Genomic DNA, 24,081 nt, shown 5'->3' with positions numbered 1-24,081 from the left:
TAAATTACTCGGATTAACAAGAAAATGAAAAGGCTATTTTTAATAAGGGGAAGGTTAATAGAAGATTAATAACTGGAGCAAAGGAATTGCTATTTATATATTTAACATACATATTTGTCTTTTAAATTGTAGGCGTGTTTTAGAATTTGTATATAGTAAATTCGTTAAAAAACTTGATAAATAATAAAATGTGTAAATTTTTTGACTATTTCATTAAAATTATTTAATATTTGTAATTTATTGTTTTATAATGATAATCGGGTCGATCGTGAATGTTTTAGATATTGCGATATATACTCGGATTAATTTATTCTAGGGAGGTTACAAAATTGGGTAAGAGAGTCATTATAAGAGTTTTTACATTATTATCAGTACTGGCATTATTCCTTAATGTATTTTTACCTAGGGCTAGTGCAGAGGTTATGACGCACGAGAAATATTCAATGAACTGGAGTTATAGTAATAGTTTAGGAAAGCACATTCGAACTGAAATGATTAAAAATTCAAGTGGTCAAATTGCTTATTGCTTAACTCTTGGACTAAAATCACCAAATGGTGAAGATCTTCCTGAAATGGGGAAAACAGATAATGTAGTATATAGGCTCCTATTAAACGGTTTCCCGCAAAAAAGTGTTCAGCAGTTGGGAGTAGCTAATCAGAATGAGGCACACTACGCAACTCAGCTTGCAGTTTGGAATGCATTAGGTCAACTTGATGTAAATGAATTAAAACATGAGAATAAAAATGTTGAAAAAGCAGCTAAGGCTATTATTAGTAATGCTAATAATAGTGAGGAGACTCAAGATGTTTTTATGAATGTGATTCCTGCTGAAAAGCAAAAAGCAGAATTAAAGGGTGAATTCTTCGAAACAAATCTATATTCAGTACAAACAAATGCTAAGGGTGGTTCTTATAAAGTAGTAGCAAAAAATGCACCTAATGGAGTAAAAATTGTTAGTGAAAATGGTGAAGTGAAAGATCAACTTTCAGTTGGAGAGAAATTCCGTATCCAAATTCCTAAAAATACTAAAACAGGTGAATTTAATCTAAGTGTTGCTGCAAACTTAACAAAAGTTCAAGCAATTGCTTACCGTGGTACGGATACTGTTCAGAATGCTACAGTACTATTAGAAAGAAATGAAGAAAAGCTTAGTAGTGATCTTGCAGTAAATTGGGAAGCAGCTGGTTCTTTAAAAATTAAAAAGGTTGGAGAAAATGGAGAAGTTTTAGCTGATGCAGTATTTGAGGTCTTTAATGCAAATAATGAATCAGTTGGAAAAATCACGACTGGTGCTGATGGTATAGCAGAATTAAACAACTTACCAATTGGTACTTACACATTAAAAGAAATTAAAGCACCAACAGGCTATGTTTCAGATGATAAACCACAAACTATTGAAGTTAAGACAGGAGAAACAGGAGCTGTCCAAATAGTAAATAACAAAGTAAAAGGTAACATCGAAATTAAAAAGCTTAGTGATTCAGGAAAGGTTTTACCAAATGTTGAATTCACAGTCTTCACTGAAGATGGTAAAGAAGTGAAAAAAGTAGTAACAAAAGAAAATGGAATTGCAAACGTTGAAGGTCTTACGTATGGTAAATATTATTTCTTAGAGACACAAACACCTAATGGATATATTGGAAATAAAACAAAGTATCCTTTTGAAATTAAAGAGCACAATAAAACACTTACTTTTACAGTGGAAAATACAGAAGTAAAAGGTAGTGTAAAATTACTTAAAGTGGATAATGAAGATGTTAGTAAAAAATTAGAAGGTGCAGAATTCGAGCTAAAAGATGCAAGTGGAAAAGTAATTGGTGAATATAAAACAGATAAAAATGGTGAGATTAACGTCAAAGATTTAGCGTATGGTAAATATTCATTTGTAGAAAAGGCTTCTCCAAATGGTTATGTTCTTGTTAAAGAACCAATTATGTTCGAAATAAAGGAACATGGAAAGATTATTGAGTTATTGGCAGTTAATCATCTTATCAAAGGTGATCTAGAAATTACAAAGGTAGATGTAGCTGATGGAAATAACAAGCTTCCAAATGCAGAATTTACGATTTATAACGAAGCAGGAAAAGAAGTAGTAAAAGGAAAAACAGACGATAAAGGAATCGCTAAATTTGAAAAGTTACCATTTGGAAAATACACATATAAAGAAACTGTTGCACCAAAAGGTTATGTATTAAATGAAGAAACGTTCTCTTTTGAAATTAAAGAGAATGGTCAAATCATTAAACACATTGTCAAAGATGAAAAGATTCCTTCAATAAAAACAACAGCTACTGATAAAACAGATGGTACAAAAGAAATGCACACGTCTAAGTCTGTAACAATCCAAGATAAAGTGGAATACAAAGATCTACAAGTAGGTAAAGAGTACACTGTAAAAGGTAAATTAATGAATAAAGAGACTAATAAACCATTAGTTGTAAATGGTAAAGAAGTAACTGCTGAAACGAAGTTTACACCAACAGAAGCAAATGGTTTTATTACACTAGATTTTACTTTTGATGCAACTGGTTTAGAAGAAAAAGAAGTAGTAGTATTCGAAGAGTTACTGAAAGACGGAAAAGTTGTTACGACACATGCTGATATCAATGATAAAGGTCAAACAGTTAAGTTCGTTAAGCCATCAGTAAAAACGACAGCTACAAACAAAGCTGATGGTGGAAAAGAGATTCATTCAAAGGATTCTATCACTATTCAAGACAAAGTGGAGTATACTAACTTAGTTGTAGGTAAAGAGTACACTGTAAAAGGTAAACTTATGAACAAAGCTATTAACAAACCATTATTAATTGATGGAAAAGAAGTAACAGCTGAAACGAAGTTTACTGCAAAAGAAAAGAACGGTTTTGTAACATTAGACTTTACTTTTGTTGGTGCTGAACAGCAAGGAAGAGAAGTAGTCGTGTTTGAAGACTTATTACATGAAGGTCAAGTAATTGCAACTCATGCTGACATTAATGATGTAGGTCAAACAGTTCGGTTTGTAGAACCTTCTATTAAAACGACAGCTACAAATAAAGCTGATGGTTCTAAAGAGTTAGACGCTTCTAAATCTGTAACAATCCAAGATAAAGTGGAATACAAAGACTTAATCGTGGGTAAAGAGTACGTTGTAAAAGGTAAACTAATGGATAAAGCAACAAACAAGCCATTATTAGTTGATGGTAAAGAGGTAACAGTAGAATCTAAGTTTACTGCTAAAGAGAAGAATGGTTCTATCATACTAGATTTCACATGTAATGCTTCTGCATTACAAGGTAAAGAAGTAGTAGTATTTGAAGAACTGTATCAAGATAATATATTAATAGCTATTCACGCTGAAATTGAAGATAAGGGACAAACAGTGAAATTTAAAGAGGTAAAGCCGGAACAACCTAAACCAGAACAGCCGAATTCGGATGAAAATACTCCAACACCAGAGCAACCTAACGAGCAAGTAAAAGAACAACCACAACCTAAGAAAGAAATCCAATCTAAAATTGGATGGTTACCACAAACAGGTACTAATCTTACAAGTTGGATCTCTATGGCTGCAGGAGCATTACTGTTAATTGTTGGTGGAGTGATTTTCTTAAAACGTAAAAATGCATAGAAATTAAAAATAAGCACATCTGTTTTTATAACAAGATGTGCTTATTTTTATCATTTTAGCCAAGAAAACTCCTATATTTAAGTCTGAATGGCATTTAAAATAGCAACTTTATTTGTAGTAAATAATATATAATTTTGTTTTACTGTTTTAATTAAAATACGGTCTGTTGTCCCATAAGCTGCTCCAATACGTATTACATCTACGTCTTCAACACCAGCATAGGTAGCATCTTCGGTAACCTCAATCACATCACGTAATGGAATTGTAATCTCCGCCAATTGCCATGAAATAATTAACTCTTCATTTGTTTTTTTTACATTAATGCCTAGCATTATACCAAGACCCTTCAACAATAATATGCTACACTTCTAATCTCGTTATATAAATTTTTAGATTTTTTATCTATATGTAGCCATAGAATTTATTTATATTTGTGAGCATCTTAATGATGTCAAACAAATAGAAGGATATACAGTCTTTCTATTAAGAAATATGTTAAGAACAAAAGTTCACTTCAAATTAATATGAATTTGATATGGTTGAGATATTATGAACGAGAAACAGTAAGAGTTGCAGGAAGGAAATGAATAATGAGACTTAAATTAGTAGGGATTTTCAGTTGTGTAATTATGATGTTAGGTATTTTTATAATTTACACCAATCAATCTATTGGTAAAGAACCAGATAAGACGAACTATGAATCTCGTGAAAACTCCATAAATAAAGAGAAAGATAGTAGAGGAAAAGGGCAATCAAAATACAATGAAAGTTCTTTTGCTAGTATACAGGCTGTAGTTAATAAGGAATATGGATTACCCGAAGACTATAAACCAGAGGATTTAGTTGTACCAAATGTACCATTCTCATTTAGTGGAACGGTAGAAAAGAGCCACCTCCGTAAAGAGGCGGCAGAAGCACTGGAAAAGTTATTTGATTTAGCAAAGCAGGAGGGGATTCAGTTAAATGCTGTTTCGGGATTTCGTTCCTATGACTATCAACAACGACTGTATGCGAACAATGTGAAAAGAAAAGGACAAGAGCATACGGATCGCTTCTCGGCAAAACCAGGACATAGCGAACATCAAACAGGGTTAACAATGGATGTTTCTTCTAAAAGTGCGAACAATGAATTAGAGCTATCTTTTGCTAATACGAAGGAAGGAAAATGGCTGAAAGAAAACGCGCATCGTGCAGGGTTTATCATTCGTTATCCTAAGGGGAAGGAAAGTATTACAGGTTATGCATATGAACCTTGGCATATTCGCTATGTAGGAGATATTGCTGAAAATATATATGAACAAAAGCAGACTTTAGAAGAATACATGAATCTATGAAAATAGAATTGAAGAATTAAACGGGCTATCAATAGACGTGAGATTGTAAAAGGCAGGGGATATAAATTAAGGTGTTTTTTAATTTTTTTAGTGAAGAGGGAAGGTATCCCTCTTCTTTTTTCATTCCTTGTAAAATTTGAGGATGTCTTAGGGGAGTGAAAAGATGGATTGTGTAGGTGTATTAATAAAGGCTACTTTCGATGGCTTCTGGAGATGTTTTTTGAGGGAATATATTCATTGCAGCAATTGACTATATTATAGGAGCATTCACGTTGGGATATAACAGAGAATTATAGAGTAAAGTAGGATTCAAAAGCATTGTTAACAATGTGGGTGTTATAAGTTATTTTCCTATCAAAACAATTAGTTTTTGTTCAAAATTTAAGAGTGTTATTTTATTATATCTAGTAACTAGTTATATTATTTAATAATTACTTGATTTACTATTAAGGTGATTATCTTACAAAATTGTAAGGTTATTTTAATTGACACTCGTATGTATAAGTAACTATACTAGTTACACAATGTTGGTGAGTATATTTAATAATCTTTATCTATAAGTGTATGTCCGAGGATTATTTTTGGAGCAATAATTCGATTTTAAATTTATTATCTGATATATATTAATATAAACAACTTAATCTATTCTTTATTCAAGGTCGTATTATTTAAAGATTAATTATAAATGATATATTTACCAAATTGTAATAATTTGATAGAGGTGTTACATTTTGAAATACAAATTAATTGCTACAGGAATTCTTGCTGGAAGTCTATTAACCTACTCATCTAATACATTTGCAAATACTCATAAGTTCCCAGATGTTCCTGCATGGGCGGACAAATCCGTTAATTATTTAGTTGATAAACAGGTATTGAATGGCTATCCAGACGGAACGTTCGGTTCAAATGACTCATTAGACAGAGCTTCGGCTACAAAAATTATGACAAAAGTTTTAGGTATACAAATTGACTCTAATGCAAAACCATCATTTACAGATTCACAAAACCACTGGGCTACTCCGTATATTGCTGCTGCTGAAAAAGCTGGTATTGTTAAAGGTGAGGGAAATGGAATCTTCAATCCATCCGGAAAAGTAACTCGTGCTGCTATGGCTACGATGCTAGTAAATGCATATAAACTACAAAGCGCAGCAAATCATAATGAGCAGGTTAAATTTGAAGATTTAAAAGGGCATTGGGGAGAAAAATATGCCAATATTTTAATCGGTTTGAAAATTTCCAATGGTACTGAGAACGGTTGGCAACCAAATAGATTTATAACACGTGCTGAAGCTGCTCAACTTACTGCAAAAACAGATATGATGCAACATCGTCCCCAAAACCCATTAGAAAGCAAAACAATCATTATTGATCCTGGACATGGTGGCGAAGATCCTGGGAAATCCACAAAGGGATTACCTGAAAGTAAGATTGTACTAGACACTTCTTTACGTCTACAACAATTACTTGAAAAGCATACACCATTTACAGTTTTATTAACTCGTCAATCTGATAATAGACCGGGGCATGATCAAAAAAGTTCTTTACAGGAACGTGTTAAATTTGCTAAGAAAAATCAGGGTGATATCTTTATAAGCGTACATGCAAATGCTTTTAATGGTAATGCAAAAGGGACAGAAACATATTACTATAAATCTTCTAAATCCGAAAAAACAAATCCTCATGTGGAAGAAAGTCGTGTTTTAGCAGAAAAAATTCAAACACGTTTAGTAGAGGCACTTCAAACACGAGACAGAGGAGTTAAACATGGAGACCTTCATGTAATAAGGGAAAATGACATGCCAGCTGTGTTGACGGAACTGGCGTTTATAGATAATGGTATTGATTACAGTAAATTATCTACGGAAGATGGCAGACAAATTGCAGCAGAAGCCATTTATGAAGGGATTTTAGATTATTATGAATGGAAAGGAAATAATGTATCTGAATATAGGCTGTAATAAGTAATTGAAAATATAGTAATTCTCGAAATGAAGAATTCTATAATTTTTTTGTATTTTTTTAAACAATAATTTTAAATTTGTATTTAAAATTATTGTTTAAATTTTTATTTTATGTTTTAATATTATTGATAATAGTTATCAATAATAGTGAGAGGAAGATTAGTGAAACATGTGTTTTTAGTTAGTGTCATAAAAGTTAATGAATTTCTATATTGTATGGCTATGAATCTATCTCTATTTTTGCGAACTAGAAATAATATATTTATATCTTTTAAATGTTTAAGAAGGAGTGGCTGTCTGTATGAAAAAAGCAAAAGAAATAGCTAAATGTGTTGCGGTAGCGTCCGTTATTATGTCTGGATCATTTAGTTTACAAGCAACATCTGCATTTGCAGATTCTAAAGGAACTGTAGAAAATCTTCAAAATGGTGGGAAGGTCTATAATAGTTTTAAAACTACTTATGACATGAAGCAGAATATCAAAAATTCGATAAAGGTTTCTTTTATTGAGGATCCTTACGCAGATAAAAAGATTGCAATTGTGACCACTGATGGTAGTAATATTGATGCTAAATATACAGTTAATAGTGGATACTATAACGCAGGCTTAAAATGGCCATCAGCTTATCATACTGAAGCAGAAATAACAAGTGGTGATAGTGCTCAGTTCCATAAAGCTGCCCCAGTTAATACAATGACTTCAGCAAAGGTCACTTCTGAGGTAGGGTATACACTTGGTGGAAGTGTTAAAGTAGGAGTAAATGATAAAGGGCCAAATGCCGATGCAAGTATCACAGGTAGCTTTGCTTGGAAAGAAAGTGTATCTTATGATCAAGTAGATTATAAAACGGTATTAGAGACTCACACAGATAAGAAATTAAATTGGAAAGTAGGATTCCAATCATTTAATTTCCCAGAGTGGGGAATTTATAATCGTGATTCATTCAATACTTTCTATGGTAATCAACTATTTATGAAATCACGTAGTTATAATGAAGGGACGAATAATTTTGTTTCAAAAGATACAGTACCAGCTTTAACAGGATATGGTTTTTCTCCAAACGTAGTAGCGGTTATTACTGCTGATAAAACAGAAACTACATCAGATTTAAAAATAACAAATCGTAGAATTTCAGATCAGTACAATATTGAGTGGGTAAGTTCAAAATGGTGGGGAACAAATAATAAAGATACATATAATGAATTCTTTACGAACCACTATAAATTAGACTGGAAAAACCATCAAGTTACTCTTGATAACCAAAAATTCCTTGAAGAACAAATGAATAGTATCAACAGCGTGAATGATAAACTTAACAAAGGAAAAGGGAAGTTATCTCTTTCAATGAATGGAAATCAACTCAAAGCTACGTCTAGCAATGCTGGTTATGGTATCAGTTATGAAGATAAGAATTGGGGTATCTTTGTAAATGGTGAAAAGGTCTATACTTTTAATGAAAAATCAACTGTAGGCAATATATCTAATGATATTAACAAATTAAACATTAAAGGACCTTATATCGAGATTAAACAGATCTAGTCAGAAAATGATGGACGATTGATGGATAATTCTCTCATCAAGCTACGAGTATACTAGTTTATCCCGCTATTTGTGGGCAGTAAGACCCCTCACCACAAAATTCAGCGGAAGCAAAGAAGTTAGGTGGGGGCCCTGCTGCACCTAAAAGCCTGATTGGTGAGGGCTGATTAAAGTTTCATTTTATTTTAAATCTGTATAATGTAACGAAAGGACCAAAGTTTATCTATAAAATGGATAAACTTTGGTCCTTATTATGTTTTTATTCGCACACGAAATTAAGATAAAATTAGATGTTTTTTGTCTATTCTTTTACTCAATTAGAAAAGAGCGTAAAGTATTTGAAAACTATTGATGCTACGCAAGGGGATATTGTTTAAAGTAATCAGAACTTCATCGGTTGTTAAGTTACCACTTTAAATATATAATTAAATTTCATTAAAAAGATACTCTATTCAAAGTCCTTATTGGGTTTTTGAAGTGAAATATATACTATTTGAGGTGTGTGAAATGGGGAAATCTCGAGAGCAGACGATGGAAAATATCTTAAAGGCTGCTAAGAAAAAATTTGGAGAGCGTGGCTACGAAGGTACGAGCATACAAGAAATCGCAAAAGAAGCGAAAGTGAATGTTGCTATGGCCTCTTACTATTTTAATGGGAAAGAAAACCTATATTATGAGGTGTTTAAGAAATATGGTCTTGCTAATGAGCTACCCAATTTTCTTGAGAAGAATCAATTTAAACCTATCGATGCCCTTAGAGAATATTTAACGGTTTTTACTAAACATATAAAAGAGAACCCTGAAATTGGATCATTGGCATATGAGGAGATTATTAAGGAAAGTGCACGATTAGAAAAGATTAAACCGTATTTCATAGGTAATTTTGAACAGTTAAAAGAAATATTACAGGAGGGTGAAAAGCAAGGAGTTTTTCATTTCTTCTCCATAAATCATACGATACATTGGATCACTTCTATTGTTTTATTTCCAAAGTTTAAAAAGTTTATTGATTCTTTAGGGCCAAATGAAACGAACGATACAAATCATGAATGGATGCCAGAAGACTTAGTGGACAGGATTGTTACTGCATTAACAGATAAACCTAACGTGTAAATTATTCAGTATTTATGAATTCTGTTATTACTATTTAAAGCCTAATTTCTCAATGTATTGTAGAGAAATTAGGCTTTTTTCAACACGTCATTAAGGTTTTTATAGTTCAAGGACTCAAGTTAATGATTATATTTTCAAGTATTCGTTTTGAGCTACATAGATATAGTTTTTGTTGCAACTGTTTGTTGAAATGCTTTATCATGCTCAACAATAACCATTGTGGGATTAAATTGTTGAATAAGTTCTTCAATCTGCATACGGGAATAGATATCTATAAAATTTAGTGGTTCGTCCCATATATATATATGGGCTTTTTCACATAAACTTTTAGCGATAAGCAGTTTTTTCTTTTGTCCACCAGAATAATGAGATATATCTTTCTCGAATTGAATTCGATCAAAGTCCATCTTACTTAGGATGGATTTAAATAAGGTTTCATCAATCTTGTGCTCTTCAATGAAGTCTGATAGCGCCCCCTTCAAATGAGAAGTATCTTGTTGGACATAGGAAATGATGAGTCCTGTACCTAAAGTAACTAAGCCTGTATGCTGTATCGGATGTCCTAGAAGTAGTTTTAGGATACTACTTTTTCCGCTCCCATTCGTTCCATCAAGTACAATTCGGTCACCTTGTTCAACTATGAAGCTAATCGGCTCATTCACAATTTGGTCATTGTACTTAACGGACACGTCAACCAAAGTAACCAATTCATTTGATTTAAATTGCAATTGTTCCAATTTTAATGACTCAGTTTTTTCCACATTTTTTAGTAATTTTGACTTTTCCTCAATAGCTTTTTGTTGCCTTGATTCAAGGTTTTTTGCTCTTTTCATCATCTTGGCTGCTTTATGTCCTACAAACCCCTTATCCAACTTAGAGCCTGAATTCCTCGTTCCATTTTTTGAAGCTTCCACGTCATGAGACCAACTTGCTGATCGTTTGGAAGACTGTTTTAATCTCCCTATGTCTTTTTGTAGACGCTCATTTGTAGCCTTCTCGTGCTCTTGCTGTCTATCAAAATTTAACTTCCAAGAAGAATAGTTACCACTTTGAATTTCAATATTTGCTCTATTAATAGATAGGATATGGTCAACGCACCCATCTAAAAAGATTCTGTCATGTGAAATTAAAATAAATCCTTTTTTCTTCCTTAGATAATTAGAGACTATCTTTCGTGCATCTGTATCTAAGTGATTTGTTGGTTCATCAATTAATAGGAATTGACCCGCATTTAAAAACAGTGCAGCAAGCAACACCTTTGTTTGTTCCCCATTTGATAATGTTTTAAATGGTCTGTACATGACCTCAGCATCAACATTTAAATAGGATATCTCACGTAGAAATTCCCAATCTGCGGCTTGGGGACAAATTTCTTCAAGGATTTCATGAGTGAATTTGTTCCTATCTGAAACAGAGTAGGGGAAGTAATTGAATTCTACCGAAGCAAGGATTTTCCCGCTATACTCATAATTCCCTAACAATAAATTAAAGAATGTCGTTTTACCTCGTCCGTTTCTACCAATAAATCCTAGCTTCCAATCCGTATCTATTTGGAAGTTTACACTTTCAAAAATATTATCAAAGCTACCTGGGTATGAAAAAGTTAAGTCTTGGACCTTTATCATTGACATAATAATTCCTCCTTTATATATCGAAACGTTTCATATAAAGTCGGAACATCCATCCATTTTTTAATTCCTCTATATAAGTTTGATGGATATTAACGACTTATATAGAGCATTACATGTGTAACAATAGTGTCTGAAGTACTCATTTTTCTCGCTCCTTTATTTGTGAAGTACATTTAACAATTAGTAAGTTTCAACTAAGCTAAACGGGAATAAAAAAATCCCCCAATTTGTAATCGGAAGGATTAGTCTTTCGTCTATACTTAATAAGTACTTATTAATCATTTGAATCATGACAAATAAAGTATGAACTGAATTTTAAAAATGGATAGACTAACCCTATATTTTGTAGTTTGAAGTTATAAAATTCAACTTAAAATATAAATTAGTTAATCATTATTCATCCATCATTCCTTTCATAATTCTATTTTTAGAGTAACATTCTTTTTAGGGAGATGCAATATTAGCTTCAATTTCATCTAATCCTAAATCATTTATAATTCTTTGAGTAAGGAGATAAAATTTTACCTCTCTTTTTATAAACATCAAATTTTTGTTCAATAGGTCATGTCTTTTGTCCGTTAAAAAGGGAGGATATGAAATTGACATCAACCTTTGTTGTAACTATAATAGTTACAGTATGTTCCGTAAACTAATTCGAATTGCTATGTTAATGATAGTATATTTTCATTCCTTTTTAAGTGTGACAGGTAGCAACTAACTATAATCCAATAGAGGATTAGATTCTATCTCATATTTAAAGGGTAGATAAGTTGTACCCGCCAAATTTACGATGCGCAAATACTTAAAAAACTACATTTTTCAGCTTATCCTTTTTGGAATCCTCAGTATTGATAATTGTAAACATCTACAAAAAGTTAGCAAGACTGTTGTATGTAGAAAGAAATCTTTTAAAAAGGTCATAATATGGATAATAGGTAACACACATCTAAATTTAGTAGGAGTTGTGCCACTATCAAGAAATTTTTTTAATAAAAGTATAGAAAAAACTCAAGAAGGTGAGTCCATTGCGTAAACATGCATATGTGCAATTTTATGTATTGATATTGGCTTTAATAGCTTATATAAGCTTTTGCTTTATATTTATATTTGTTTTTCCAAGTCTTTATTTCGTATCAGATTTTAATATCCGACTATCATCTTTAGTTGTTGAAACTACTGTATTTATCTCACTACTGTATTCTATATTATCCAGAAAAATTAAGTTAGGAGTATTCTGGGTGTGCATTATTATTGCGATAGGTTGTTTCTTGATAGGGAATTTTATATCTGCTTTTCAAGTACTTAATGTAGAATTACCAATAAAAAATTTTAATATCTCTGATGTATTTTTGTTGCTTTTCTTATTCTTCTTTCTCTTTGCGTTCTTTTATAAAATCATGATGGAATGTAATAAATGGGAGAAAGCATATTTGCTTTGTGATTTATGCATTGTTGTTACTGCTATTTTTACATTAGAGTGGTATTTATTTAATAAACCTTCTGCAAATATCTTATTCTTATCAATTGGAGATGTTTTTCTCTCATTTATTTTTCCGATTATAGATTTATTACTTCTATTACTTGGAGTTACACTAATCTTTCGACCTGCTATTTTCAATGCAAAAAGCAAATTGTATATTTTTATCCTAGTATTAACTGGATTAGCTATTACGGACTATTTGTATTTTTACTTACAAGGTGATTTGTCAGAGCGTTCAGTTATATTTTTAAGGTGTTTGTATAGAGTTTTCCTATTATTTATTGCTATTGCTGCTACAATTCCAAAGGATGCTTCTTCTAAAAGAAATTATTTTATTATTAATCCGACATTTGGAGAGAAACTTCTTGGCATATTCCCTTATCTTGCAGTTGCAGTCTTAATTGGCTTTACTTTGAAAGAGCAAACGTCTTCAGCTACATTGATTACGGGAAATTGTATTGCTTTTGTATTTGTACTGATTCGTCATACAATCGTACGAATGCAAAACAAAGATTTAACTGAAACATTAAAAGTGTTTAATAATCAATTAGAACAAACAGTATCTCAAAGAACAAGGGATTTAATAAACAAATCTAATGATTTGGTAAAAAATCAAGAAAGATTTAAGTCATTATATGAGTATCATCCGGATCCTATTTTAACGATTGATTCAACTGGTATCGTATTAAATATAAACCAGGCTGGAAGTATGTTATTAGGAAAAGACAGTGCTGTATTAATAGGGAAAGAGTGCTTCTCTATTTTTTTAGATGAAGATAAATCTGAATTGGAAGCGGCTATAAAGAAAGGGAGACGATGTAGTTCATCTTCACTACAGTTGCGTGTGAAAAATAACAATGAGAAGGACATGCTGTTTTGGTATGTCACTATAGTTCCTATTATGATAGAAGGTCAAACTTTTGGGAGTTATGTAATGGTAAAAGACATAACGAGGATGAAACAACAACAGGATGAGATAAACTACCTTGCATTCCATGATACGGTGACGGAGATTGGAAATCGTATATTCTTCCAACAAGAATTAGATAGATCCATTAAGCGTGTGCAAAAAACACAGGATAAATTTGGGCTCCTGTATATTGATTTAAACCGCTTTAAGACTATTAATGATACACTGGGCCATTCCATTGGTGACAGGGTTTTAAAAGAAGTTGCCAAACGTTTTAGGACATGTCTTTCACCGACAATTCCTCTAGCAAGAATAGGTGGTGATGAGTTTGCAATCATTGTCCATAACCAAACAGAGCAACAGCTATTGAATTTGTGTAAAACTCTATTTCTTATAACTGAAGAACCATTCGTAGTAAATCAGCATAGTTTTTACTTATCTCTTAGTATAGGAATAGCAGTGTATCCATTTGGAGGAATAAATACTACTACACTTTTACAACACGCTGATATCGCTATGTATAGCGCAAAGGAAAAAGGTAACAATGCTGTTTGTATGTATGACGAGACATTATCTCAAAAAGTAACCCGTCGATTACGATTAGAACAGGATTTACCAAATGCAATTGAAAATAATGAGTTGTTTTTATTGTATCAACCACAAATTGACAGTAAGGAAGGTAAGGTTATTGGTGCAGAGGCTTTAATACGTTGGCAACATCCAGAACTTGGGCTGATTTCTCCGTTTGAGTTTATACCTATCGCAGAAGAAACGGCGCAGATTATTTCAATTGGAAAGTGGACGTTACAGAAAGCGTGTCGACAACTGAAAGAATGGCATTCTGCGGGCTTTTCAAATCTAAAGATGGGGATAAATTTATCAGCTATAGAGTTTGAACAGAAAGATTTTGTTCAAACCATTATATATACCATAGAAGAGATAGGAGTACCTGCTAATTCGATTAATTTGGAATTAACAGAGCGAATCGCCATGGTAGATGAAAAAGAAACTTTATCAAAGTTAAAAGCATTAAAATCATTTGGTGTACATTTATCAATTGATGATTTTGGTACAGGTTATTCTTCATTAGCGTATTTACCTCTTTATCCAATTGATACTTTGAAAATTCCAAGAGAATTTGTTAATAGGATTGGAACTTCTACTGATGGAGGTGAAATTATACAGACCATTATTTCACTTGCTCATACTTTAAACATGAAAGTCATAGCAGAAGGGGTAGAAACGAAAGAACAATTAACAGTGTTACAACGTAATGCATGTTATCTAATTCAGGGCTATTACTACAGTAAACCTGTAAATGATGATGAATTTATTGTTTTTTTTAGTACAATACAAAATGAATAAATGAAAAATCAGTATATGTATGAAATAAAGTGAAAAGAGGTTCTATCCATATGGATTGGAACCTCTTTTCACTTTATTTTCAGGAGTTATGCAGCAAGGTTTCAGCCTTTGAAAGTAAAATAAGTATCTATATTCCTTGTATTTTGGGTTAATGGGATATGAGGTGAAAGTTGCTTCTTGTGAAAAAGAATTAGAGCCAGCTTGTATATTCTTAAAGCAATTTGAAAAAGGATTAGCAGTTTGTATGGAATTAGGAAATGAAGAGTATGTATATCATTTCAATATTTTACGTTCTCTTAATGAAGATGAAGCAATTAAACTCTTAGAAGAAGTGAAAAAAGTATTTCTTACTTCGAAAAGCAAGGTTTATGGGATTTCGTAGAAGAATATGCAGATCTAAAAAAGGAAGAAATTATACAATAATCACATGCTATCATTTTTAATAGCTAATTAACAAAGGGACTCCAATTATGGAGTCCCTTTGTTAATGGGGTAATGCTTTGGTTTATCTAATTATAGCAATATTTGTAAAAAGTGTAAAGGGGTCCTAGTTTGGAGGGGGAATTATTTAATCTTTTTTATTTAATAAAAGGGATAATATTTAGTTATCTGCGCTTCTTAATTATGTTTTCTATCACAATTTGAAGTGAATTTCAGTTAATCTTATTTATTTTATGGGAATTATAAGGTATACTAAAAGTAGGTGCAAAATGTACCATTTGAAAAAGAGTGAATTGCAAAAAGGAATCCGTAAAGGATTCCTTTTTTGTTTCTTTGAAAATGAAGCAATGTTCTAATTATCTCATTCATTTTTATGAATACGCTGCGATCTTATAAACTAAAAAGGCTTTTATGGAAATTTGCCATATTCCTGTAACAAAACAAAGGTATGTTATGTGTGTTAAATATAAAGAGAAAGAAGGAAAAGTTGTGAAAAAAATTTTGCCAATTGTTGCGTTATTAGGCATGATGAGTTTTGGAGTACAGGAAATGAATGTAAGAGCTGATACATACCACAAGGGCGATTCGAAAATTAGTTTTTGGGATTCGAAAAGAAAGGGTACTAATTTCATGAATAGTACGTCATTACCTGAAAACTATAAAAGTGCAAAAGAAGCTAATATTGAATATGTACGTTTAGCACCTGATAAATGGGCAAAAGATAAAGATTTTCTATTTGAGGATAAACCAGATACTTCTGGAAAGGATTTTCTGATAGGTAATGCAGATAACTATCAGGGATTAGTAAAGGAGGATTTAGAAAAATTAAAGGCGGATTTAGATGCCGCACAATCACAAGGAATGAAAGTTGTTCTTACAATGTTATCTTTACCTGGTGATCGATGGCGCCAATTTAATAATAACAAGAATGACGACAGAATATGGGAAGAAGAGAGGTATCAAGAACAAGCAAGTCAATTTTGGAAGGACCTTGCTCTGGAATTAAAAGATTATCCTGCGGTGGTGGGTTATAATATTATAAATGAACCACATCCAGAAACAGCTAAAAATAATAGATATAATGATTTTTGGACAGAAGATTACGAGAAATGGTATGCAAAAGTGAAGGGAACGACAGCGGATTTAAACAGATTGTATCAAAAAGTAATCAATTCCATTCGTGAAGTAGACCAAGAAACACCAATTATTTTAGATTCAGGTTTATATGCTACTCCATGGGCTTTTAAATATTTAAAACCAGTAAAGGATAAAAAAACGCTTTACGCATTTCATATGTATGAACCATATGAATTAACGAGTCAAGGTGAAAAGAAAAATAAAGAATATCAATATCCAGGATTAGTAAAAGTAGGAGACTTAGAGAAACCTGTAATGTGGAATAAGCAGGGATTAGAGAAATTTTTGAAGCCAATCCAACAATGGTCTAAGAAAAATCATGTATCATCTAATCGAATTATTGCAGAGGAGTTTGGAATTAACCGTACTGTTCCGGGAGCTACCCAATACATGCAAGATCTTATTTCTATCTTCAACCAAAAAGGTTGGCATAAATCATTCTATGCATTCCGTGAAGACACATGGACAGGGATGAATTATGAATTGGGAACAGGAAAAATAAAATGGGATGAAGAGGGTAAACCGGTGCCTCAAGATAATTCACTCTGGGAAGTAATAAAAAAAGATTTACAACCACATAAATAGTTTAGAATATTTTTCCTAAGGACTAAATGTAAGCATCTAATTCAAGTAGAATTAGATGCTTTTTTTCAAAAAAGGTGGAAGTTTAAACAAATATAGTTGCAATTGAATTGACCTTTAAACTGAAAAATTTTTATGAATTTTTTGTGAGATTCCAACCCTTAAATGTTGAAAATTATTTACTGATTTCTCCAATTGGATATATTTCTCCAATCGGATGGAAGTTTAGAATACAGAATCAAAACATAATAAGCTGTTATCGATGAGTTTATCGTAAAGTTGTTATTTAATGTGTCATCAAATAACATTTATATACAATAATAAATAAAGAAAAGGAGATGTTTATGAAAAAATATAGAGTAATAGATACAACTTAAATAGTATGAATAGTTTAGATTGTAAAAACATGAAGAAGAAAACAAAAAATCCTTAAGAGTACTAAGGAAAAATGAAGGAGATAATATGGGGAATAATTCAAAATATAAAACTAGAAAAATACTTGCAGCTACTGCTACAGTAACTATGCTTGCGACTGGAATGATTTCTTCATCAGATGTCTTTGCGGAGCAAAAGGAGCAGCAAAAAAATTTATCGACATCACTGCAAAGTGAAAAATCAGTTAAATCAGAAAATAGAACATTTACAGTCCCAGGAAAAGGGGATGTTGAGCTAATAAAACAACAGGAAAGAAAAAGTATGGCATTTAGTCCATATGAACCAACTGGTTTATATGCAAAACCAAATGAACAAATAACGATTAATGTAGAAGGTAATCAAGATATTCAGGTATATATTGGAACGTATTCATATGATGCTTCTTGGAGAGAAGATTCTAAGATAAAATCATTTACATTAAAACCAGGTATAAACACAATCCAATCTCCAAATGGGGGGATGATTTATTTTTATAATAAACAACAAGGTGGTACCATTCGAACAACAATTACAACAGGCGGAACGACTACGCCTTTCTTTGAACTAGGAAAGCATACGAAACAAGATTTAATTAACATGCTGGACCAATATCCAAATGCACATGCAGTGGAGTTAAAAGGAGAACGTGTATTAATTACGGCCAGTCCTGCACGTATTAAGAAATATTTGTTGGGTTCTAATACAGATCCTGTACAACTCTTAAAAAAGATGGATGAAGCTACTCGAATTCAAGACAAAGTAGCTGGATTATCTGAAGAACAAGTAGATAAACATTATGTTCATTACGTAGAAGAAAATCATTCTCCCGATTATTATATGTATGCGACTTCTTATCGAACTGCATATGTAGGAGATGCAATTCAATATGTATTAGATATTAATAAATTTATAAAAGATGGTTGGGGTCCATGGCATGAGGCAGGGCATTTGAGACAGCAATCACCTTGGAAATTTTATAATATGACAGAAGTACAAAATAATATATACAGCCTTTCTGTAGAAAAAGCATTTACATCTAATCAACCTTTTAGATTGCAACAAGAGGGTGCTTATACTAAGGCATTTCAATACTTAGAACAACCTAATAAAAATTATGACGAAGTTAGTGATGTTTTTGTTAAGCTTGTTATGCTTTGGCAACTACAGCTAGCATATGGAGAGGATTTCTATCCTAAATTGCATCAATTGTATAGAGACATGCCTTCAAGTGAACTTCCACAAACTGATGAAAATAAAAAACAATTATTTATGATTTCAGCATCAAAAGTAGCCAAACAAAATTTGATTCCTTTCTTTGAGAAGTGGGGATTACGTCCAAATAACGATACTATTCAAAAAGTAGCTGCATTAGGATATCCAATTTTAACAGCAGAGATTTGGAAGAGTACGGATTCTAATCCAATTAAACCAGATATGCCTAATGAAAATGATATTTTAGAAGGAAACCAGTTTGCATGGTCACTAAAAGGAATTAGTGATTTCGAGTTTGCAAAAGTCAATTTTAATAAGTCGACAGAAGAGATGCAAATTGATTTAAAAGCAGGCGTACCACATCATTATTTTAATGAAACATATGCGAGTATTAAAGTACAAAATGCATCAGGAAAAGTAGTATACAATAAAGATATTTATGGGAACAAACAACAAAATGCTGAATCGCAAAAAGTTCCAGTTAAAATAGGGGATTATGTTGAGCTGACACATCTAGAAGGTGTGCATAGAGCTACTTTAATAAATGTAGGTAACAGTAAACAAGAAAGTTTTGGAAAAAAAGGCATGTACGAAGTTACAAAAGAAGGCTTGAAGAAAGTAGAAAAAATGCCAGAAACAACGGTTTTAGATGGAAATCATTTTGGGTGGTCTTTAAAAGGATATAGTGATAGAGAAATCGCAAAAGTAGATTATAATAGGACAACAGAGAAAATGCAGGTGAATTTAGAAGCAGGCGTACCACATTCTTACTTTAATAATACGTATGCAAGTATTACAGTAAAGAATTCAAATGGTGGTGTTGTGTACAATAAGGAAATAGTAGGGAATAGACAACAAACTGCTGAAAGCCAAACCGTGCCCGTAAAAGTGGGAGATTACATTGAGTTTACCCATATAGAAGGGGAAGCAGTAAAGGAAAAAACACGCGCTACACTTATTAATCTTGAGAATAATAAACAAGAATATATGGGCAAAAAAAGAACCTATCAAGTTACTTCAACGGGATTAAACAAAATAGATTAACATGAAAAACATTCTAAGTATTAGTTGGATGCAAATAGTCGTTCATTATGAACGGCTATTTGGCTTTTATTTAAAGAAAGGTGAAATGAAAATACTCTCTCTTTTGTATATACTTTCGTTTCCAAAAAATTCTACGTTTTTTTATCAGGGGGAAAATAATTTAAAAAATGTGCTTGAGAATTGATACATGTTTAATTGCTATAGATTTGAGAAAAAAGAAACAGAATAGTAAGGTATTTGTTGATAAATCCTCTCAAGTGTTACAAGATTTTACATATTTGGTATGATATATATGAGTTCTATGTATATTAAGGGAGGAATGGGAATGAAAAGGTTCATAACACGTGCAAGTGGTAATACAATCTCAAAAAGGTTAGTTTTAATGGTGTTGTCGATGGTTTTAATGATAGTGATGATTACACCATCGAATGATGTATCGGCAGCCAATCTATCAAAAGCAGGTTCACTAAAAGGCGTGAATTTATTTAATGGAAGTTGGACAGTTGCTATACAGGCAGCAAATTTACAATATGTTTCGGCTGAGCCTTCGGGAAATATAATAGCAAATCGTAATGCAGTTAATGAATGGGAGAAATTTGAATTAATTTCGACTGGGGAATTATATACGTACGCTTTAAAAGCTAAAAGTAATGGGAAGTATGTTTCGTTTGAGCCAAATGGTAGAGTAGTAGCAGATCGTACATCAATTGGTGCATGGGAAAAGTTTATCTTATATAATGGTGGAGACAATAGGATATATGTATTACAAGCACTAAGTAATGGTAGATATATATCAGCAAATGGTGGTAGAGAATTAACAGCTACTAGTTATGTAGCTGGAAGCTGGGAAAGATTTGTTATTGTATACTTCTAAACTTTGAAGTGTTATATATCTAAATGATAATAGCATGTTTAGTTTGTATAAATACCTAATACAATAAATTGTTAAGTATGTAATACAAGTGTATATTAACGTGTAAAAGGGCTGCAAATAATTAGCGGGCCTTTTTGCATGTTAAATAAGCACTTACTGAGGTTATAATGAAAAGAAAAAGAACCCTATAGGGTTCTTTTTCAAGGCATATTAACAGTAAGGAGAATCATGAAATGCTACTTCAAATCTTTATTAGGGGAAAGATTTTGAATAAGCTTAACATACATCTATTTTTACATAAATGTAATATATAGTAAATTGATAATGTTTATACTTACTATTACTAATATTCAATTAAGATAGTTAGCACTATTTGTATAGTGTTAATGAAGTGCATATTTAGAAAACTAATAATGGCCACAAGTTGGTTATATATGTCTAATATTATATTTTATTTACTAAAAGAGCTTATAGATATATTATTTTAAAAATTAATTAACATTTAAACAATTTTAACTGAAATTGGGTGTGTATTAACTAAAAGTAAATAAAATAAACAAAGACCCTGTAATGAATACAGGGTCAAATACAGGGTTAAGGGAACGCATAGTTTCTCAAAATCATAATAGCATATATTCTTTGTATAGCTACATGAGGATTTTGACAGAATTAAGAAAAAGACAGCAATCTGTAAGAAAGCAAATATATTGCTGGAAATTTGATTTGAAATTAAACTATAAGGCATATTGAAATAGATGGAAACTCTTGAGTACCGTGATTAAATATGAGGTTTAGATTAGAGGGATAATTGGATCTTACTGAAAAGGAAAAATGTTTTTTAGATTAAAAGAAGAAAAGGCACTTTTGGGTGCCTTTTCTTTAGGTAAACAGTTTACATATTGCTGAATTATACACGAAACCATAATTCGACTATGAAGTAAATCTTAATATAATTCTAAATAGAAAAATATGTAATATTATATTTGAGTTTTTAATTATTTTATCGAATATAGAGTAGCAATGTAAATAAAAGGGCATGCATTTGTATCTGCAGCCCTTTTTAGGAGGAATTCAAGATACCAATAGGACACGTATTGGTAAACAGGTTCAAAAATAGTATATGTGAAAAGAAAAAGTCCTATACCAAAAGTAGACAGGACCTTATTTTTTACAATTTCAAAAATGACATTCTGTCCTTTTTGAAATTAGTACAACACACGCTTGGTTTGTAATAAAGTTAGAAAAAGTATACATGAAAATGGCAGACAACTATTTTGTTGCCTGCCGGTGCTAGTGGGTTGAATGAGTTAGTCAATTCAATAAATTGCTACCCCATTACCAGAAGAGTGAAGCCGCTAGTTCAAACGGCTTATACATAGTTTTCCTAATAAAGAAAAAATTATGAGTGAAGATTTTGTTTGCTCTATATGAAAAGATAAATAGATATTCATCAGACAAGGATAATTTAGCATACCTTGAATAGGGTGAAGGAACGAATTAAATAAAAGGATTTTTGTTTAGGAAGGGACTGACTCAGGAATGGGACTTTCGGACAGGGTTTGGGGGGCGATGATTGCCTTTGGCATTGCGACTAATATCGTTGCTTGTATGATGGCAGTATACATTCAAAAATATGAGCTAATGATAAATCATCTTACAAATATTTTATTTTTAATAATTATCTCTTTAACGTTTATTAAGATGAAAATTAACAGATGGGTGGCTTTAGGATTTACATTTGTTGTAATAGAGAAAGGTATTAAGGCGGGATATGACTTCTACACACATGATTATTATGGTGTCAGCTGGAGTTTAGCTATCATTGTCTATTGCATATACGAGATGAAAAAGTATCATATTGAAATAAATGAATAGTCTCAACAATAAGATGTTAGTAGGTGTAATTTTTTAAATAATAAAAAAAAGACACTACAAGAGTGTCTTTTTTTTGAAAATACTCTATAATTAACTTTGGGGAAGGTAATGTTAGAGTATTCGTTTAGCATTATCTTTATATTTGATAAACCATGAAATCGAAGGATTTTGTGGTTTATTTTTTGAACAATAGATATTACAGTATTGGCAGTGAGCTAGTGATCATTTTAAGCATTAGGAGAGAATGGATTAAAAGTCTAACATCGAATAACGGTTCCGGAATATAGTGTTGCGAAATGATCTCCCATATCCCAAACAGTACTTGCCTGTATATAGCCCTTAAAGCCTTCTGAAGAATAATAAATCTCTTTTGGTATACTTTCTTTAGTTTGGAAATGTGCTTTAGAGTACTTTACATAATGGTTTTTAACAACTTTTGCATCTGGAACAATAGTGTTTTTTTGTTCCAATGTTGGCCTAGCACTAGAAGGTGATATAAATTTTACAGTGTCTTGGTAATTAGGATCTAAGGTGTCAGCTTGTACACTGTGTGACGAAACAATTGTGCTTAAACTACTTCCCGCGATTAAAGTTGCAAATACTAACTTTGAGAATTTTGTTAATCTACTCATTCTATAATCTCCTTTTTATTATTTTGTAAGGTATCTCCTTACACCTCACAGTCTATATCCACTACAAAAGGGTGTACATACATATTGATAGACAAAATTCTACAAAATACCTCATGTTTTTGGGGACGTGTATAATAATCCAATGTTTAATAATTTATCAGAAGTAAAAAAGTAAGTCTTATATAAAAGAAAAAGAATAATTTATGCAGGTAATGTATATAAAATTATTGTTTGAATATTCTAAAATGAGTTGATAAAGATGTGGGATTGTTTTTTAGAAAATAAATGATTCCAAAGATTAAATTTAGAAGTTTAATTCTCTTTGTAAGTTTATTTTTATAATACTATTCACAGGTGTAGATTATTAAGATTTAAATATAAAATGTCTAAAGATTTTTGTACAACCAAACAGTTAAAATATAAAAAAGTGAGAAAAATGATAAACATTCTTCTCACTTTCATCAATTAGGGTGGCATATACATAAATATGCGTTTGGGTAGATTTTTGAATGAAAAATCCACATGCATAGTATAACAAAAAAAATAGGGCTTTTCACATGTAATATTGCATATGAAATATAGTAAAGTTTTAAATTTTAATATTACAAACTTGTATATACGTGTTACAATGTAATTCTCTAATTTATTTTATTCAGCTATTTAGAATTTATGTTTTAGTTAATTTATTATGGTAAGGATTTCATCTGATTGGATTAGCGCTAAACTAGATTTTTATCCAAACAAATCCAATAATTATTTTTAAAATGAAGTATATGTTGTATCCAATTTATTTGGAATAATTCGTAGTCTAATAATTGCTGAATCTAGAAAAAAACATATTCGAAAGGAGGACAGATAAAACTCTGCCTGTGAAATTTAAATCGCTAAATGGTAAAGTGCGGATGATAGGATGTAATTG

The 24,081-nt window shown here is 31.5% G+C and carries 14 protein-coding genes; 11 read left to right on the top strand and 3 right to left on the bottom strand.

Annotated elements, in window-relative coordinates; translation table 11 throughout:
- The first annotated feature begins 329 nt into the window (after positions 1–329).
- The gene (locus BCG9842_RS17275) at positions 330–3,611 is read left to right on the top strand and encodes a VaFE repeat-containing surface-anchored protein (RefSeq protein ID WP_000520175.1); all 3,282 of its coding nucleotides are present in this window, start codon (positions 330–332) and stop codon (positions 3,609–3,611) included.
- A 77-nt stretch (positions 3,612–3,688) separates the two neighbouring features.
- Here BCG9842_RS17275 and BCG9842_RS17270 read toward each other — a convergent pair whose 3' ends face one another.
- Positions 3,689–3,943 (bottom strand): SunI/YnzG family protein, encoded by a 255-nt coding sequence (locus BCG9842_RS17270; protein WP_000900690.1) that lies wholly within the window; start codon positions 3,941–3,943, stop codon positions 3,689–3,691.
- 258 nt (positions 3,944–4,201) lie between these two features.
- Here BCG9842_RS17270 and BCG9842_RS17265 point away from each other — a divergent pair, with 258 nt between their 5' ends.
- The 4 genes from BCG9842_RS17265 (at position 4,202) to hlyIIR (ending at position 9,565) form a co-directional block, all read left to right on the top strand.
- Positions 4,202–4,945, top strand: a complete 744-nt coding sequence (locus tag BCG9842_RS17265) for a M15 family metallopeptidase (RefSeq protein WP_001237444.1) — start codon at positions 4,202–4,204, stop codon at positions 4,943–4,945.
- 731 nt (positions 4,946–5,676) lie between these two features.
- Positions 5,677–6,909 carry an N-acetylmuramoyl-L-alanine amidase gene (locus BCG9842_RS17260; RefSeq protein WP_000875666.1) on the top strand — a complete coding sequence of 411 codons (1,233 nt, stop codon included), beginning with the start codon at positions 5,677–5,679 and terminating at the stop codon, positions 6,907–6,909.
- Positions 6,910–7,213: 304 nt separating this feature from the next.
- Positions 7,214–8,452 (top strand): hemolysin II HlyII, encoded by a 1,239-nt coding sequence (gene hlyII, locus BCG9842_RS17255; protein ID WP_000709372.1) that lies wholly within the window; start codon positions 7,214–7,216, stop codon positions 8,450–8,452.
- A 507-nt stretch (positions 8,453–8,959) separates the two neighbouring features.
- Positions 8,960–9,565, top strand: coding sequence for a hemolysin II regulator HlyIIR (hlyIIR, locus tag BCG9842_RS17250; protein WP_000520485.1), 606 nt, complete (start codon positions 8,960–8,962; stop codon positions 9,563–9,565).
- A 152-nt stretch (positions 9,566–9,717) separates the two neighbouring features.
- Here hlyIIR and BCG9842_RS17245 read toward each other — a convergent pair whose 3' ends face one another.
- The gene (locus BCG9842_RS17245) at positions 9,718–11,196 is read right to left on the bottom strand and encodes an Lsa family ABC-F type ribosomal protection protein (RefSeq protein ID WP_000061801.1); all 1,479 of its coding nucleotides are present in this window, start codon (positions 11,194–11,196) and stop codon (positions 9,718–9,720) included.
- A gap of 1,025 nt (positions 11,197–12,221) precedes the next feature.
- Between BCG9842_RS17245 and BCG9842_RS17235 the strand changes: the two genes are divergently transcribed.
- The 6 genes from BCG9842_RS17235 (at position 12,222) to BCG9842_RS17210 (ending at position 22,530) form a co-directional block, all read left to right on the top strand.
- Positions 12,222–14,951, top strand: a complete 2,730-nt coding sequence (locus BCG9842_RS17235) for a sensor domain-containing protein (protein ID WP_041488133.1) — start codon at positions 12,222–12,224, stop codon at positions 14,949–14,951.
- Between the two features lie 151 nt (positions 14,952–15,102).
- Complete coding sequence (locus tag BCG9842_RS17230) at positions 15,103–15,333, top strand: hypothetical protein (protein WP_002162674.1); 231 nt, start codon at positions 15,103–15,105, stop codon at positions 15,331–15,333.
- Positions 15,334–15,845: 512 nt separating this feature from the next.
- The gene (locus tag BCG9842_RS17225) at positions 15,846–17,114 is read left to right on the top strand and encodes a glycoside hydrolase family 5 protein (protein ID WP_025989072.1); all 1,269 of its coding nucleotides are present in this window, start codon (positions 15,846–15,848) and stop codon (positions 17,112–17,114) included.
- A gap of 459 nt (positions 17,115–17,573) precedes the next feature.
- The gene (locus BCG9842_RS17220; protein ID WP_000527921.1) at positions 17,574–19,781 is read left to right on the top strand and encodes a M60 family metallopeptidase; all 2,208 of its coding nucleotides are present in this window, start codon (positions 17,574–17,576) and stop codon (positions 19,779–19,781) included.
- Between the two features lie 325 nt (positions 19,782–20,106).
- Positions 20,107–20,655: a fascin domain-containing protein gene (locus BCG9842_RS17215; protein ID WP_000819434.1), complete on the top strand. Its 549-nt coding sequence runs from the start codon at positions 20,107–20,109 to the stop codon at positions 20,653–20,655.
- A gap of 1,539 nt (positions 20,656–22,194) precedes the next feature.
- On the top strand, positions 22,195–22,530 hold the full coding sequence (locus BCG9842_RS17210) for a hypothetical protein (RefSeq protein WP_000524430.1): 336 nt from the start codon (positions 22,195–22,197) through the stop codon (positions 22,528–22,530).
- A gap of 257 nt (positions 22,531–22,787) precedes the next feature.
- Here the strand turns inward: BCG9842_RS17210 and BCG9842_RS17205 are convergent, their stop codons facing one another.
- Positions 22,788–23,162: a hypothetical protein gene (locus tag BCG9842_RS17205; RefSeq protein ID WP_000088964.1), complete on the bottom strand. Its 375-nt coding sequence runs from the start codon at positions 23,160–23,162 to the stop codon at positions 22,788–22,790.
- Positions 23,163–24,081: the final 919 nt, after the last annotated feature.

Source organism: Bacillus cereus G9842 (genome assembly GCF_000021305.1).
In the GTDB taxonomy this organism is placed as follows: domain Bacteria; phylum Bacillota; class Bacilli; order Bacillales; family Bacillaceae_G; genus Bacillus_A; species Bacillus_A thuringiensis_S.
Note: the sequence above shows the minus strand (reverse complement) of the source record. Positions and strands in the feature narration are given on the sequence as shown.